Origin of the sequence: Flavobacterium sp. (assembly GCF_029945805.1) — a bacterium.
Lineage (GTDB): Bacteria > Bacteroidota > Bacteroidia > Flavobacteriales > Flavobacteriaceae > Flavobacterium.
The window spans coordinates 132,684-147,762 of sequence record NZ_JAQSDH010000042.1 but is presented as its reverse complement, the minus strand read 5'-3'; the positions used below and the strand labels follow the sequence as shown (position 1 = coordinate 147,762).

At 32.9% G+C, this 15,079-nt stretch carries 15 protein-coding genes; 5 read left to right on the top strand and 10 right to left on the bottom strand.

The genetic code is table 11. From position 1 onward, the window contains the following. Positions 1 to 9: 9 nt before the first annotated feature. The 7 genes from PSU83_RS11410 to PSU83_RS11380 form a co-directional block, all read right to left on the bottom strand. Positions 10 to 3,201, bottom strand: coding sequence for a type I restriction endonuclease subunit R (locus PSU83_RS11410; protein WP_300589582.1), 3,192 nt, complete (start codon positions 3,199 to 3,201; stop codon positions 10 to 12). Between the two features lie 3 nt (positions 3,202 to 3,204). Continuing rightward, entirely contained in the window at positions 3,205 to 3,801 is a 597-nt protein-coding gene (locus PSU83_RS11405; RefSeq protein WP_300589581.1) for a mobile mystery protein B, read from the bottom strand. After that, positions 3,792 to 4,256, bottom strand: a complete 465-nt coding sequence (locus PSU83_RS11400; RefSeq protein ID WP_300589580.1) for a mobile mystery protein A — start codon at positions 4,254 to 4,256, stop codon at positions 3,792 to 3,794. The genes PSU83_RS11405 and PSU83_RS11400 overlap by 10 nt, the downstream gene beginning before the upstream one ends. A gap of 169 nt (positions 4,257 to 4,425) precedes the next feature. After that, positions 4,426 to 5,562 carry a restriction endonuclease subunit S gene (locus PSU83_RS11395; protein ID WP_300589579.1) on the bottom strand — a complete coding sequence of 379 codons (1,137 nt, stop codon included), beginning with the start codon at positions 5,560 to 5,562 and terminating at the stop codon, positions 4,426 to 4,428. Continuing rightward, positions 5,559 to 6,701: a PDDEXK nuclease domain-containing protein gene (locus PSU83_RS11390; RefSeq protein WP_300589578.1), complete on the bottom strand. Its 1,143-nt coding sequence runs from the start codon at positions 6,699 to 6,701 to the stop codon at positions 5,559 to 5,561. The genes PSU83_RS11395 and PSU83_RS11390 overlap by 4 nt, the downstream gene beginning before the upstream one ends. Next, complete coding sequence (locus PSU83_RS11385) at positions 6,698 to 8,731, bottom strand: class I SAM-dependent DNA methyltransferase (protein WP_300589577.1); 2,034 nt, start codon at positions 8,729 to 8,731, stop codon at positions 6,698 to 6,700. Before PSU83_RS11385 ends, PSU83_RS11390 begins: the two co-directional genes overlap by 4 nt. A gap of 96 nt (positions 8,732 to 8,827) precedes the next feature. Beyond that, positions 8,828 to 9,709: a WYL domain-containing protein gene (locus tag PSU83_RS11380; protein WP_300589575.1), complete on the bottom strand. Its 882-nt coding sequence runs from the start codon at positions 9,707 to 9,709 to the stop codon at positions 8,828 to 8,830. Between the two features lie 109 nt (positions 9,710 to 9,818). Here PSU83_RS11380 and PSU83_RS11375 point away from each other — a divergent pair, with 109 nt between their 5' ends. Both PSU83_RS11375 and PSU83_RS11370 read left to right on the top strand, forming a co-directional pair. Further along, positions 9,819 to 10,442 carry an SHOCT domain-containing protein gene (locus PSU83_RS11375; RefSeq protein ID WP_300589574.1) on the top strand — a complete coding sequence of 208 codons (624 nt, stop codon included), beginning with the start codon at positions 9,819 to 9,821 and terminating at the stop codon, positions 10,440 to 10,442. Position 10,443: 1 nt separating this feature from the next. Continuing rightward, positions 10,444 to 10,968: a hypothetical protein gene (locus PSU83_RS11370; protein WP_300589573.1), complete on the top strand. Its 525-nt coding sequence runs from the start codon at positions 10,444 to 10,446 to the stop codon at positions 10,966 to 10,968. A 169-nt stretch (positions 10,969 to 11,137) separates the two neighbouring features. Here PSU83_RS11370 and PSU83_RS11365 read toward each other — a convergent pair whose 3' ends face one another. Then, entirely contained in the window at positions 11,138 to 11,503 is a 366-nt protein-coding gene (locus tag PSU83_RS11365) for a helix-turn-helix transcriptional regulator (RefSeq protein ID WP_300589572.1), read from the bottom strand. A gap of 128 nt (positions 11,504 to 11,631) precedes the next feature. Between PSU83_RS11365 and PSU83_RS11360 the strand changes: the two genes are divergently transcribed. The 3 genes from PSU83_RS11360 to PSU83_RS11350 all read left to right on the top strand — a co-directional run bounded on the left by PSU83_RS11360 (position 11,632) and on the right by PSU83_RS11350 (position 13,170). Next, positions 11,632 to 12,126: a hypothetical protein gene (locus tag PSU83_RS11360; RefSeq protein ID WP_300589571.1), complete on the top strand. Its 495-nt coding sequence runs from the start codon at positions 11,632 to 11,634 to the stop codon at positions 12,124 to 12,126. 10 nt (positions 12,127 to 12,136) lie between these two features. Then, positions 12,137 to 12,706, top strand: coding sequence for a hypothetical protein (locus PSU83_RS11355; RefSeq protein ID WP_300589570.1), 570 nt, complete (start codon positions 12,137 to 12,139; stop codon positions 12,704 to 12,706). Positions 12,707 to 12,879: 173 nt separating this feature from the next. Next, positions 12,880 to 13,170: a helix-turn-helix domain-containing protein gene (locus tag PSU83_RS11350; protein ID WP_300589569.1), complete on the top strand. Its 291-nt coding sequence runs from the start codon at positions 12,880 to 12,882 to the stop codon at positions 13,168 to 13,170. A gap of 32 nt (positions 13,171 to 13,202) precedes the next feature. On the opposite strand, the gene PSU83_RS11345 is transcribed toward PSU83_RS11350, so the two are convergent. Together PSU83_RS11345 and PSU83_RS11340 are read right to left on the bottom strand one after the other, a co-directional pair. Then, positions 13,203 to 14,513, bottom strand: a complete 1,311-nt coding sequence (locus PSU83_RS11345; RefSeq protein ID WP_300589568.1) for a site-specific integrase — start codon at positions 14,511 to 14,513, stop codon at positions 13,203 to 13,205. Between the two features lie 384 nt (positions 14,514 to 14,897). After that, a complete protein-coding gene (locus PSU83_RS11340; RefSeq protein ID WP_300589567.1) occupies positions 14,898 to 15,038 on the bottom strand; it encodes an SsrA-binding protein in 141 nt (46 codons plus the stop codon). Positions 15,039 to 15,079: the final 41 nt, after the last annotated feature.

The following is a 15,079-nucleotide window of genomic DNA, read 5'->3' as shown; positions in this document are numbered from 1 at the left end:
AATATTTGTCTAAGCCACCTTCCCATAATCAGCATATCTACCTTTAAAATAATTAAATAATATTTCGGTCTTAACTACAATGTCACCATCACAGTATGTTGGATAAGGCAATGATTTATACAAATAGTCGTTGATGGCTTTTTTAACAGCCGATGAAGTTTGAATTTTTTCTACCCAATGCTCCACTTGAAATTCATTGCTTTTAAGCCTATCCAATAGTTTTCGAGCCGTATCTTTAACTTCAACTTTTTCATTGTCGGTTACTTTTTTACCGCTGTTTAGCATATCGAACACAGTAAGTTCGTCTTCTTCTAAATGCTCTCTTTCTGCTCTTTTATCTTCTTCTGATAAATCCCCTAAAAGCACAATCAGAGCATCAAACAATTCTTTCACTGTTTGATATTCTTTGCCATTATTGTAGTTCTCAATAATCTCCTGATAGCGTTCATAGTAATCAACTCTTGTTGGATTTTCATCCACCATTTTGTTTAGTTTTTTGTTAACCCTATCTTTTAAGGATTGAACGGCAATATTTTTATTACTCCCTACTTTTAAAAATTCTTCTTCTATCTTTTTAAAGTCTAAACTGCTAATATCAATCTTTTGCCCATAGCCCTCTGCTTGTTCTAAGACCATATTCAGACTTTCAATAGATTCATTAACTACGTATTGAACTCTTGAAACGATATGCGTAATATCTGCTTCGTCAACACCATCAGTTAACATAGAGTAAATAGCATTAATGGCATCTCGCTTGTCTTTAAATTCGTAAATCGCATTGTCGGGCATTAATGCCTTGTATTTCTTAAAGACTTCTCTTGCTAAAATACCAAACTTATTGCGACATTCATCATTGATACAAATGGCATTATAACCTTCCTGAATGTACTTTATTTTATATAAATTGTCTTTGTTTTCAGTAATCAACTGTATTGAAAATTTACATTCATCTTGCAGAAACAATTCTGTAGCCAGTACCGTTTCATTTAAGTCTGCAATTAAATCTTCCAAAGGTCTTACGGGTACATCATCGCCACCATCTCCTTTGCTTCCGCTATCTCCGTAAATGGCTAATGCTTCTAACAAGGCTTTGTAGGTTTCAATATAATCGACGATTAATCCATTATTTTTACCTTCGTGAACACGGTTTGCCCTTGCGATTGTCTGCATCAACGTATGTGACTTCATAGGTTTATCTAAATACAAAGTCGATAAACTCTTTACGTCAAACCCTGTTATCCACATTGCGCAGACAATGGCTAAACGAAATGGATGGTTTTCTTCTTTAAATTCTTTTTCAAGGTCACGGGTATTCATTTTCAAGCGATGTGGCTCAATGTCCAATCCCCAAGCTTCAAATTTGTCTATCTCATTCTGTTCTCCACTGACAACCACTGAAATTTCGGTTTCCCTTGTCCATTCCAATTCTCGTTGCTGTGTTAATTGCTCTTGTAAATCTTCAATTTTAGCGACTTCCCTTTGTTTTTCTTCCAAGTATTTTTGCCATTCATCTGTAATCAAATCATACATTTTAACGGCAGTTACTTTGTCCATTGCCACATACATTGCTTTGCCTTTATAACCCCTTGTGTTGAAATGTTGCACCACATCTTTGGCAATCGCTCGTAGTCGTTTTTCGGCTGTAAGAATTGGATATTCTCTTGCAAATAGTTTAGTTAATTTGGCTTGTTGGTCAGCATCTAAATCTTCCGATTCGATGGCTTCTCTTATTTGGTCATTGATTTGTGGATTGTCCAAACGTAATTTCTCCCCACGATTTTCATAATACAACGGAACGGTTGCACCATCTTCTATAGAACGCTTGAAATCGTATTTAGAAACGTACTCCCCAAAAATTCTTCGGGTAAGTTCATCATCTTTAAACAATGGTGTTCCTGTAAATCCAATGAAGGAAGCATTTGGTAACGCCTTGCGCAAATTCATCGCCAACGAACCGCCCTGCGTTCGATGCGCCTCATCGCTTATCACGATAATATTATCACGATTCGTAATAATTTCTTCAAAGTTGAATTTGTGAATTAAGGAGAAAATATACCGTTGGTCTGTTTTTAATAACGATTTTAAATGTTCCCCACTTGTGGCTTTTACATTAACATCTTGAACAGCTCCAACACCCGTGAAGGTATTATATATCTGTGTATCTAACTCATTTCTGTCGGTCACTAAAAGAAACGTATAACCACCACCCAATGCACGTAATATCTTTTGACAAAGAAATACCATAGAATAACTCTTTCCGCTTCCCTGTGTGTGCCAGAATACCCCTAATTTTTGAGCATCTTCTTTAGTAACCAACCCTTTTTTGGCTTGTTCTTGCACTGAAACAAAATGGTCAACGGCTTTGTTTACGCCAATGAATTGATGGTTACGAGCAATTAACTTTACAATTGAACCTACCGAACTATCAAACAGTACAAAGTTCTCAAACAAATCCATCATTCGTGTTTTCTCGCATACGCCTTTCAAGATGGTGTCTAAACTGATAATGCCTTCTTGCTCTTCTGTAATTCGTTTCCAATCATTAAAATGTTCGTACTTGGAAGTTATTGCGCCTATCTTACTTTCAATACCGTTGCTTAAAATTATAAATGCGTTTGCGTGGAAAATCTTCGGAATGGTTTGTTTATAATCCTTAAAATTGGTTTCATACGCTACTTTTATTTTTCTGTGGTGCGCTTTCAATTCTATGAATAGTAACGGAATACCATTGACAAAACCAACAATATCAGGGCGTTTTCTTCTTTTTGATTTTCCTTCCACCCACAATTGCTGTACGGCTAAAAAGTTGTTGTTTTCGGCAGTATCAAAATCAAAAACTCTGATTTTTTTGTTTCTGATAATTTCCCCTTTTTCATTTTTATACGTTACAGGAATGCCTTCTTTGAGGTAGTTGTGTTTGTCGTGATTTATTTCTGCTAAATCCTTTGTGGAATCATCGCTATTAATCGTTTCATAAGCCAAATCATACGCCTGTTTAGGAAGATTAGGATTCAGTAAAGTAACCGCATCATAAAACCTATTTTTCAAGATGATGTCTGCTTCGCTTTCCCTGCCTATTGTGCCATTTACTCCAAAAGTTTCTCCCTTGAACACATTGGCAATTTGCCAATGCAATTGGTTTTTGAAAATATCAATACAGGTTTGTTCGATTAATTGGTCTTCTGAATAATTATTTCCCATAGGTTATGATTTTGCAAAAGCAATCAAAGGCAGAATGTCCTGTTGGTCTGCCTTTTTTACTGCTTTTATATAATTGCTTCTTGTTCCGGTGGCTTTAACTAAATTAGTACTTCCCCATGAAAAGAAAGTCTTGTTATATAATTTCTCCATTATTAAATCTGCCATTAGGCGTGAATGTCTTCCGTTACCATTAGCAAAACAATGGATGCTTACCAAACGATGTTTAAACCGAATGGCTATTTCTTCTGCATTATAGGTTTGGTTGTTATACCAAAACAAAACATCGTCCAATAACAGTTTTAGTTCAACTGAAATAAGATAACTTTTACTACCTATGTTCTTTTCAGAGGTTCTAAATGTACCTGCCCATTTCCAAACTTCTCCATACATTTGCTTATGCAAGTCTTTGATGAATTTCTCTGAAAACAATTGTTCGGCTTTTAGTTTCTTGCCAAAAGTCCATTGAATCGCCTTTTCGATATTGAGTTGCTCAAATTCGTCTAATTCCTCACGAGTAGTAATAGAAGGTATTTTCAAACCTTCTTGTTCTTCCTCGTTTATTGGCGTTTGCCCATCAATATATTCAATGTTTAATCCCATAAATACTTAGGCATTTCGTTTTTGATTTCTGCCGTTTTTTGAGCAATCGCTTGTTCGATGCGTTCCTTTGAATTTTGTTGGTTTTCCAATGCCATTGAATTATGGGTTCGCATTACAATTTCTGTGGCTAATTCCTTTGCCCGTTTTTCTATCATTTGTTCCAATGATTCGTGTTTGGAAACAAAACCATACACCAACTGCATATCTAATGCTTTGGCTACTTCTTGCAAAGAGTTTAACGAAAGCGTGCCATTTACTTCTCGTTCTTCAATTTGGTTTATATTTTGTGCCGAAAAATCCATCTTATTTCCTAATTGGCGCAATGACATTTTTAATGCCGTTCTTAAGGTATGAACCCAACCTTTAGAAGGTATTACAACCGATTGAAGCAAGCGAAAACCCGCTAATTTCTTGTCGGTTTGATTGATTAATAAGTATTGTTTTGTATTTTTCATCAAGCTAAAGGTTTAAAATTATAAACAAATTTAAAGCTATAACTTGATAAAAACAAATTTATTTTAAAGCTATAGCTTGATAAAACAAATATAATTTAAACTTTTACGTTTAAAATTCAGTTTATAAACTTAAACTTGTCATTTTTTATCAGCCTTTAGACTGAAAACTTTACACCTCTATCGTTCTATTCATCAATCTCGGTAACAATATATCTCGGGCTTCTTTGAGTTTTTGGTTTTGAATTTCGATGTTTTCAACTTGTTTAAAAATATTATCACATAGTTTAAAAAAGTCATTAGCAACATCAGAATTTGGTTCTACTATATCCATATTTTTAAAAACTCCTTTCGAAATCTCTTTAAAAGTAGTTCCGCTTGCATTCGCCTCTATTTCGTGTTTTCTATAAATGAGATTGAATAAAATATAATATCTTAAAAGTACATTATTGGGTATAATATTTATAAATCCTTGATTTGTTGAACACTCTTTATTTAACATTCCAAATAGACCAATAGTTGCTCTACTTGACATTAAAATAGTCATTGGAGGTAATAATTTAGCCGATGATTTAGATAAGCCTTCATTTGTAATTTTTTTTGAACTATCAAGAAGAATTAACGAAGTGTTTTTTCCTAAATCTGTCGGTGAAAACCATAATATTTCTCCATCCCAATAATTAGGTTCTTTTGTTGAAGGAGTTCCTCCACCACTAATCTGCATTACCTCATCCATTTTCGTCATCTCCCACCCAACAGGCAAACCACTTTCCCCATCAAAAGCCATACTCTCATAATTTGGAAAACGAAAGTGTACAAACCATTCTTTGTAAATATTTTGCGCTGTTTCTTCTAATAGTTTGATGCGTTTTAGGTTGTTTTCTATCAAGTCATCATACGCAGAAAGTATGGAAGCAATGCGTTTTTGGGTTGGGAAAGAGGGAATTTGAAATTCAAGTTCCTTCAATGTCCCTTGAGTTATTAGTGGCTGTGCTGAACCACCCGCATAATTATTAAGATTTGAATTTTGTAAAAGATAGAACCAAAAATCGTTATCATTATTAAGTTTTGATTTTACAACTATAGTATTATCTGTAGCCCAAAAATCACCCTTTTCTCTTTTTACTGCTCCACAATATGCGCCAACACGACCAACTATTATAGAATCATTATAATTAAATTTACTACTACTTCCAATAATACCATTTGAACCATAGATTGGATTTTCTCCTTTATTATTGTCAACTTTAATTGTTTTACCATTATAAAAGTCTAAACAAATACCAATTTTTTTTAATTCCCAACTCATACTCCCATTTCATTAAGTTTCTCTTCAATTTCTTCTACACTTGGCAGGCTTCCTTTAAATTGTTCGGGCAAAATGCGGGTCAATTCATATTCAGAGATGCCAATGGGTTTTGTCATTCCACGCAAAGTGTATTCGGCAAACACTTTGTCTTTTCCTTGACAGAGTATCAAGCCCACTGTTGGTTGGTCGGTTTCGTGTTTCAACAAATCATCTACCGCAGAGCAATAAAAGTTCATTTTCCCTGCATATTCGGGCAAGAAATCGCCTTTTTTGAGGTCTATCACTATAAAGCAACGGGTTTTTAAATGGTAAAAAAGCAAGTCGAGATATACGTCTTTGTCGCTAACTTCCAGTTTGTATTGTCTTCCCACAAAGGCAAAGCCAGCACCGAGTTCTACCAAGAATTTCTCTACATTTTTGGTGAGTTCCACTTCCAATTCCCGTTCGGAAAATTCAGTTGCTAAAGTGGTAAAATCAAAAATATACGGGTCTTTAAACACACTTTTCGCCCATTGCGAGTGAATGTCGGGCAAGGTAGCATCAAAATTATGTACTAATGTTCCTTGTCGTTCGTGTACGTTGCTTTTTATTTGGGCAACTAAGGTATCTCTGCTCCAACCTTGCTCCACCACTTGTTGCATATACCAATAGCGAGTAGGCAAGTCTTTTATTTTTTGCATCAAAATAAGATGATGCGACCAAGTTATTTTATTAAATAACTGTATATCAATGATTTCTAATTGCGCAACGGGCGGTTGCACAATTAAGTTTTCAATAGTATCTAATTGCGAAACGGATAGTTTCGTAATTGAATTTTCAGTATTCTCTAATTCCGACACTGGCAGTGGCGAAATTGTAATTGATTGATATTCTGTGTAAAACTGAATCATAAATTGTATGTTTCTAACAGAAAATCCTTTCACTTCCGAAAGTTCGTTTTTCAAATCAATTGCCAAACGAGGAATCACTCCTTTTCCCCAACCTTCTGCTTGTTGGCGTTCGTGTATCATTTTTCCAATGTCCCAATAGGTTGCCAAAAGTTCCGTGTTTACAGCAACGTAGGCTTTTATTTGCCCTTGTCGCACACGGTTTTTAATCCCTACTAATAAATCAGAATAAATGGTCAATTCGCTACTCATAATCCCAATTCTGTTAAGTTCAATTGTATTTGTTCGGCTAAACCAACGGCTTCTTCATTCAAACTTAACAGTTCTACTTTAATTTCTGCCATTCGTTCTTCATAGTCAAAATCTTCATCAATTTGCGGTGCAACGCCTACATATCTTCCTGCGGTAAGGCTGAAATCGTTGTTGGCAATTTCGGTTTTATCCACCACTTTACACAATCCTGCTACATCGGCATATTCGCTATTCGGGAAACGGCTTATGAGCCAATGCGCTTCTTTGTTAAAATACAATATTTGGTCAATAGCATGGCTGTATTGCACAAAATCCAATTCCATTTGTTTCAGTTTGTCCAACACATCGGTTTTCCAATCCTTGTTTTTGCGCAAGTCGTCTTCTTTTCCTGCTTCTTTTACAAAGGCATTAATGGCTTTCAAGAAATTGTTATACCCACGTTTGGCTTTTTTTAGATGGTCGGTAAAGGCTTTGTCTAAGGTTGCCAAAGGTTTGGTATTGTTATACACCAATCGGGTTTTGGCTAATTCATCTGCCACTTGTTCCGTAAACGCAATATCGTCTTGGTCTATGGTTTCTTTCCATTTGGCAATCCATTCCTTTGGTAACGAATTTTCAAAAGTGGGTTTTAAGCCATTGGTATAATCATCGGCTAAATTTTGTGCTTTGGCGGTAAGTTCGGTTAAATGTTCGTTGATGGTTTCAAAATAATGCACCATTGTTTTGTCAAATACTTCCCGTTTTCCACGATACAAACCAACAATAGCTTGAATATTATTCAATTGTTCAGGCGTGAAATCGTGCAGATTTGACGATACTTTTCGGTACACATCACGCAAATCGAGCATCAGGGTTTTATTGGCTCTAACGCTATCTTTTTCTTTGGAACGGTCAAAAAACCATAACGTACAAGGCAACGAACGGGTGTAAAAGAATTTTGTTCCAATAGAAACCATTACATCTACTGCACCTGTTTCTACTAATTTCTGGCGAATGTCTTTTTCAGAATGTCCCGCATCTGAAGCCGAAGAAGCCATAACAAAACCTGCTCTTCCTGTTTCGTTGAGCAACGAATAGAAATATTGAATCCAAAGGTAGTTTCCGTTATCGTTTTTTGGCAAACCAAAAGGCAGTCGTTTGTCTTTCTTGACGCTGTCTTTGCTCTTATCAATGCCATCTACGTTAAAAGGCGGATTCGCCATTATGTAATCACATCTGCCTAAAAGTTCGTGTTTGTCTTCATAAAACGTATTTCCTTGCAAAATGCTACCTTCCAATCCGTGAATTGCCATATTCATTTTGGCTAATCGGGTGTTGGTATCGGCTTTCTCTTGTCCGTAAAATGTCACTTTGTTGGATGGGTCAACACCTTCTTCATCTTCAATAAAGTGAGCCGTTTGCACAAACATACCTGCTGAACCTACGGCAATATCAGCAACGATTCCGTGATTGGGTTCAATAATTTTAACGATGGTATTTACCAATGATGGTGGAGTAAAAAATTCGCCTCCTTCTTGTGCGCCAATCATCGCAAACTTGTTCAAGAAGAACTCATAAATACGCCCAAAGACATCGCCTGTGACATCATTCAACGATTCGTCATTAAAAACACGAATAAGGCGTTGTAAGAGGTCTTTATCAAACAGATTATAATCTTTAGGTAAAACACCCACGAGTGCTTCATATTCGCTTTCAATGCCTCGCATCGCTTCATTGATGTATTCGCCTAAATCGGCACTATCGGGTAAATTGGCGATGGTATTCCATTGTGAGTTTTCAGGTAAGAAAATTGCCTTTGCAGTGAGGAAGTCATTTTTTTCAATTGGTCTAACACCACGAACAGGGTGAACAGGCAAATGCTTTTCTATTTCAATCTTTGCATTTACATATCTGTTAAAGGCTTGGCGAAGGAAGATTAACCCCAAAACAGGAAAACTGTATTCGGAAGCGGTAAGTTTACTGTTGGCTCGTAAGTCGTCTGCGGTTTTCCAAAGACGAGATTCTAATTGTTTGAGTTGTTCGGCTGTCATAAATTTCTTGATTAGAGCAAATATATCTAATAATATATTCCATATAATGTTTATTACTTGATATAATATTTATTATTGTAAAAAATAAATTTGCTATTAATTTTCAGTATTTAAGTGAGCAATAAAGGCATTAGAGCCAATAACTTTTATCTCAACAGAAAAGCCTCTAATCAAACTTGTTATTGGTTTCGGGTTATTGACTTTGATTTTAAGCGTATAATAGTCTGAATTTTCATTTTTGATAATGTATTTTTCCAATCCTTCATTTGCTTCTCTGAACAGAATGTACGCTCGTAGCGATAGTTGTAATTCTACTTCAAATTTTTTACCAAAACGTTCTGTAAATCCAAAGACATCTGTTTCTTCAATTAGGTGCAAATGGTCAAATTCTTGTTCGTCATCTAAAATCTCTACATCTATAATCCGTTCCAAGTTAAAGTACTTTGTAATTTTACTTTCAATTTCATAAGCACATAATGAGTGATAACTTTCGGTAAATTGTATTGGCTCAACTAATCTATCTGAAATTTTATTAGAATTAACCGAATGGTACTGTTTTAAAACTACTTTTTTATGGTTTTTGAGAGCAAGGTTTAATTTTTCAATTAATTTGCTTAAATGGGCTTTAAATAGCAAATTCCCCTGTTGCGAGATTTCCGACTTCAAGTATATTTTTTTTAGAACAGCATCTTTTAAAAGATTTCCTTTTCCAACTGTTTTGACTATCTCTATTAAGAAATGTGCTTCTTCATTTGTAAAACTATCTGTTGACGTTTGTTTTTCGGCAAAAATGTAAAATTTTTGATGTTCATCTTTTTGAATATCAAAGCCCAATTGTTTTAGCAAATCCAAATAACGATAGGCAGTTCTTTCTGTACATTCCAAGAAGTTTGCCATAAATCTGACTGATTTTGCAGGTTTGTTTTGAAGTTGCGTAATAAGTTGAAGTACCCTTAATATCTTATGCTGATTGTACATACAGTAATTTTTCGGACAATTTAAGTCAAAAAGCGAACAGCGCCAAATCAATGACCCAAGTTGACACGAAACTTATAGTTCTTTGATTTTTAATTTAAAATACAACAATATGAAAAAAATAATTTTTTTTATCCTTTTTGGATTCAGTACAACAATTTATGCACAACTCGCTGACACACTATTTGTTTCAAAATTAAATGATGCTGAATGGGTAAAGTCGATACCAAATTCAACAAAATTTAAAGTTTTAAAATTTGCTGATAATTCAGTTATTCAACCTGGTGAAAAAATGACTATTGGTAAACCAAGTGGAACTAATCTATCAAATCAACAAACAACAGGACTTTTTAGTTCAACAAGCCAAGTAGCAAATAATTTTTCCTATTTAATGTTGGGCAGAATGGGGAATGCAATATTATCTGGTGTAACCTACTTACCTGAGACGTTTAAGGGAAACGAAGTGGAAATAGAAGATATAAAATTTACAAAAAGTGGAAAAAAAGCAACTTCGGCAGGAGTTATGCTAATTTTTAATAATCCTGCAATGGATATAACAGTATTAAATTTAGAGTTTGCCTTAAAATATGGCGAGTTAATAAATCCAAAAGCAACAATCACAAGCGACCAAGCACTTACCGAATTAAAAAAAGCAAAAGACAAATTAGATTTAGGGTTGATAACTCAAGAACAATTTGAAATATTGAAATCTGAATTAAGTAAATATATAAAATAAAATGAAAAAAATATTGCTATTAGGAGTGCTACTACATTTAAGCACAATTAGTTTTGGTCAAATCAATTTAGGTACTTATTACGGTACAACAGGAACTTTAGGTTTGGATTTGACATACCACAAAAAATACATAATTGGTATTGGTGGGTCGTTTTCTGTTTTAGAATCAAAAACTATTGGTGAAGATTATACAGATAATGATTATACCTCATCATTTTCAGACCAAATTATTGAAAGTACAGTTGAAGAAAAAATCTATTCAATTTATGCCGTTGGAGGCTATCGCTATAAACGAATAACATTTATAGGTAAACTTGGATATGGTGCTAAAGGAAAGTATAATAATTACTTCGACCCTGACCAAGTGTTTGGCAATCAGGGATATTATTATAAAAAAATTGATGAGAGCGGTAGTTTATTGATAGGGAGCAATATTGGTGTAAGTATATCAAAAAAGATTTCCTTATTTGCAGGATATGACAACTATAATGAAGCCACTATAGGAATAGGTTATGAATTTAATTAAAGGAAAACTTATTATAAACAATAAGTTTTTGAGAACATAAAGTTGGAATAGTAAAGTGGTATCTATTGAACGTATATGGTCTTCAAATAAGCCCTCGCTTTAAGTGAGGGTTTGTTTTTTAGTTAAATTCTATGGGGTGATTGTTTTAAAATCTCTTTAGTGTATTTATTTAAGGTGTGTTTTGTTTTAAACGCTCAATTTCAATTTCTAACATCAATATATATTTTTTGGTATAATCATCAACAATATTGGAGTTGTTGGTGATGTTACTTTCTTTACTGCCTAAACCTTGAACTTGTTGATTATTTGATATGTTAAAGATATTAGTTACGTCAAAATTAAGTATTTCTGAAACAGATACTTCGAGTATTTCTGCTATTTTCTGAAGTTTTGATAGTGTTAAATCAATTTCGCCTCGCTCTATTTTGCTATACCCTGAAACGCTCATATCTAATTCTCCTGCAATGAACTCACGAGTCAAATTCTTCAATTCTCTAAAGCGTCTGATATTTGAAGAAACATTTTTAATATCCATAAAGCGATTTTTTCAATTTACCCCTCAAAAGTAGTAATTAATCCTTTATAGGGAATAAATACAACTCAAATAAACAACTTTTTTTATTTGGTTAGTTAATTTCGCTAATTAATTTAATATTTTTTATTATGAAAAAACTTATTTATGGAATTTCTCTTGCATTAGTTGCAACTATACTTTTTAGTTGTTCTAAAGATGAAAAAACTGCTGAGGTTGTCAAAACCAAAGTAAAAGTTACAGGTTATGAAATTGAAAATTTCTCTTTTGTTGCTCCTGACGGATTTGGTTGGGATGGAATTAATGGATTTCCTGATGTTTACAGTGGTCTTTTTAACGGAAATACATTAAAGATACAGAGTAATATTATTGACAATTGCACATCATCTATGTTACCCATAACTGTTAATTTTAATAATGCTTATCAAGTACCAAATTTCTCTGACACAATTAATATTGTTGTTGTGGATAGTGATAATAGTACTTTATGGTCAGCAACAGATGATGAGATTGGTTACGTTCCCTATATAATAAGCGATTATACAAGTGGTACTAACAAATACCCTTCCTCAGTAACTAAGTCTGCTAACGGAGTTACTGTAAAATTGTTTTTAACTTGGGAGTAATATAAAAGTTATGAAAAAAATATTTATTTGCCTATTTTTTCTTATGCCGTTGGTTAATCATAGTCAAACAATACAAGAGTTGTATGATAGACTAACAAATAAAAAGTCTTCTGAAGCTAAACGTACAGAATATAAAGAGGTTTTAAACGAAATCGTAACTTTAAACTCGACATCAAATGCGTTTTGGTCAGGAGGAAATTCTAAGACTGCTTTGTCTGTAAAACTGCCAATAGGTACTATAAAATGGTACTATAGAGTAACTTTAATGGATGTTAGGCAGAATTATTCCTATAATCCAAATGAAAGTTTATTTTCGTTGGTTTCAAATAAACACCCTTTATTTGTAAATAACCAAACCTCACTTGGAGTTAATTTTTATATAATCAATGATTACGCTTTGAGTGACTTTTATGCTGACAGGAATTTTAAATTGTATTCAGACTATCAGAATGAAAAGACAAGAGGCTTTAATGGTATATGTAATTTAACTTATAACAATCTAATGATTTGTCTTAAAAATTACAATTTAAAAGATGGATTAAAGGCTATAGTTGAAGTGGTTGCATATGGTAAATATTAGATAATTTACCTTTATAATTATTAAATAAAAACAGGCAGTAAAGCCTGTTTTTTATTGTTTTATGGGAATCGTTTGGCACTATTTAATATTGACTATCAGGTTTTTAGATTAATATTTGGGAATTTTTTGGGAATTTGAGAGGGTAATTGACACAATGTTTTTTAAATTATTTTATGGAAAAATCAATATTACTACATTGTCTAACTCCTGAGGAATTTAAGGTTATTATTAAAGAAGTCATTCAAGAAGAATTAGTTACAATAAAAAAAGAACTCGAAAACAATGATTCCGATGTTCTGCTTACAAGAGCAGAAACTTGTGAGTTGTTGAAAATAGATAGTAGTACCCTTTGGCATTGGACAAAAAATGGAAAAATAGATTGTTATGGTATTGGAAACAGGCGTTATTACAAGAAAGAAGATGTTCTCAATAGTTTAGTTCTTTTAAAAGTAAAAAGGGCTTAAAAAGCCCTTTTTTAATAAAATGTCTAATTGAATTATTGGAGAAATGGATATTTTGAGATTCTCAAAGCATTTACTTGTTTTTCTACCTTGATATAATTGAAAAATATTTTTTCAGTTTTATGTCCTGAAATTGCCATAATATCGTGTGGAGGGATGCCTGAATAATAGGCATTAGTGCAGAATGACCTTCTTGCAGTATGTGTACAAATGAACTTATATTTAGGTTTAGAATGTTCAACTTCGATTCCTCCCTCAGTTCTAATATATGAGTAATTATCAACTATCTTTGCTCTTTTACAAATAGATTTAATATGTTCATTTATTATGTTTTGATGAAGATAATTTGGTAAATTACCATCTCTTTTATCTAAGATTCTTTTTATCACGGAATTAATGGGAATAACAACTGCATTTGAAGTTTTCTTTTGTGAAATCTGAATTAGTTTTGTGTTGTCTTTAGAAATAATTTTTGGTTTTTTGATAAAATCTAGTAAATCTCCTATTCTTAATCCCGTGTTACAACCTATTAGAAAAATATCCCTTGCAGTATTTAAATATTCATCTTCTAAAACTAATTCTTCAATTTTAATCAATTCCTCGCTATTCAAATATGGGTGATTGATAACCTCCGTAACCTTTGAAAAATAGTTTTTCTTATATTCGAGATTAGTGTGTCTGTCTTCATCATAAGCATACCCCATAACAGTTTTCAATTTTTGAATCACAGTTCCAATATAGTTCTTAGTATATTTTTTTTCATTGGTCAAATAATCGATGAATTCATTATAAAATTTTCGATTTATATCATTAAAGTATAAGATTTTGATTTTCTTGTAAGCAATAAAATTTTTCACGACATTTAGGGCACTTTTTAAAGTTGTTAGAGTTCCTTTAGTGAGTATTTTTTTTGAATAAGGTGAATTATTTTTGGAGTAAAAAACTAAAAACTCTTTTTCATAATAAGTTATAAAATCTTCACTTAATTTCCCATCTACGGAAGCCACATTAAAACACTCATTTATAACTTTAGATGCAGATTTTCCGTTTACTTCAAAAACTTTAATAAAGATGCTTTTAATGGATTCATCACCAATGTACTTTTCGTTTTCTCTGTAAAGTAATTCATTGACGAGATTCTCAAATTCTGATAATTTGATGTTAATAAGTTTTGCATTAACTGTTGAAGAAAACAATTTCATTTTTTGCTTGTCAAAATCCCAATCATTCTCGGAATTAATTACAAAATTTGTTGATGCTCTAAATCTTGAGTTTGTTCCGTTTCTAAACTCAAAATTGATAGTACTTTTTTTACTACCTTTGCGAAGGAAAAATTTCATTTTCATACTTAAAAAATTTAAATTATTAATAATTTTAAAGGTATGATAACGTGCTTTTTTGGTAGTTTTTTGTGACCATTTTTATGTCCACTTGTTTCCTATTATTTCCATTTAAGTCCTCATTTCAAAAAAAAGGCAATCTCAAAAGACCATAAAAAACGCCACAAAGTCAATAAATGCGTTGAAAACCATCTAAAAAAACTATTCAGTCAAGGTCACAAATAAATGCATACAATAAGAAAAAGCGCCAAGTTCACTTGAGCGTTTTTTGTTTTTTTATGGATTTTAAAAGCGGAGCTTTTTATGGATATATCCTCTAGTCAAGGTCACAAAAAAAAAGTCTACATGAAAATGTAGACTTTTTTGTACTCATAAGATTTTGATTTAGGGCTACTTCAAAGCTCTAGTAGTGACAAAATAGCGCCATCCAATTAGTGCCATTTGCCATTTCTTGGCTTTAGCTAAATCCAAATGTTGTTTGGTTAAACTAGGTAGGAGGAGTTTATTAAGTTTGGCGAGTGCTTTATACATTGTTAAAAGTTTATACAAAAATAAAAAAGCAAGTCATAATT

Excerpts from the sequence above, each read along its gene's own strand:
- PSU83_RS11390 (WP_300589578.1), bottom strand. The coding sequence starts at position 6,701 with ATGAGTAGCGAATTGACCATTTATTCTGATTTATTAGTAGGGATTAAA.
- PSU83_RS11400 (WP_300589580.1), bottom strand. The coding sequence starts at position 4,256 with ATGAAAAATACAAAACAATACTTATTAATCAATCAAACCGACAAGAAA.
- PSU83_RS11360 (WP_300589571.1), top strand. The coding sequence starts at position 11,632 with ATGAAAAAACTTATTTATGGAATTTCTCTTGCATTAGTTGCAACTATA.
- PSU83_RS11380 (WP_300589575.1), bottom strand. The coding sequence starts at position 9,709 with ATGTACAATCAGCATAAGATATTAAGGGTACTTCAACTTATTACGCAA.
- PSU83_RS11395 (WP_300589579.1), bottom strand. The coding sequence starts at position 5,562 with ATGAGTTGGGAATTAAAAAAAATTGGTATTTGTTTAGACTTTTATAAT.
- PSU83_RS11385 (WP_300589577.1), bottom strand. The coding sequence starts at position 8,731 with ATGACAGCCGAACAACTCAAACAATTAGAATCTCGTCTTTGGAAAACC.
- PSU83_RS11345 (WP_300589568.1), bottom strand. The coding sequence starts at position 14,513 with ATGAAAATGAAATTTTTCCTTCGCAAAGGTAGTAAAAAAAGTACTATC.
- PSU83_RS11375 (WP_300589574.1), top strand. The coding sequence starts at position 9,819 with ATGAAAAAAATAATTTTTTTTATCCTTTTTGGATTCAGTACAACAATT.
- PSU83_RS11365 (WP_300589572.1), bottom strand. The coding sequence starts at position 11,503 with ATGGATATTAAAAATGTTTCTTCAAATATCAGACGCTTTAGAGAATTG.
- PSU83_RS11350 (WP_300589569.1), top strand. The coding sequence starts at position 12,880 with ATGGAAAAATCAATATTACTACATTGTCTAACTCCTGAGGAATTTAAG.
- PSU83_RS11405 (WP_300589581.1), bottom strand. The coding sequence starts at position 3,801 with ATGGGATTAAACATTGAATATATTGATGGGCAAACGCCAATAAACGAG.
- PSU83_RS11355 (WP_300589570.1), top strand. The coding sequence starts at position 12,137 with ATGAAAAAAATATTTATTTGCCTATTTTTTCTTATGCCGTTGGTTAAT.
- PSU83_RS11370 (WP_300589573.1), top strand. The coding sequence starts at position 10,444 with ATGAAAAAAATATTGCTATTAGGAGTGCTACTACATTTAAGCACAATT.
- PSU83_RS11410 (WP_300589582.1), bottom strand. The coding sequence starts at position 3,201 with ATGGGAAATAATTATTCAGAAGACCAATTAATCGAACAAACCTGTATT.
- PSU83_RS11340 (WP_300589567.1), bottom strand. The coding sequence starts at position 15,038 with ATGTATAAAGCACTCGCCAAACTTAATAAACTCCTCCTACCTAGTTTA.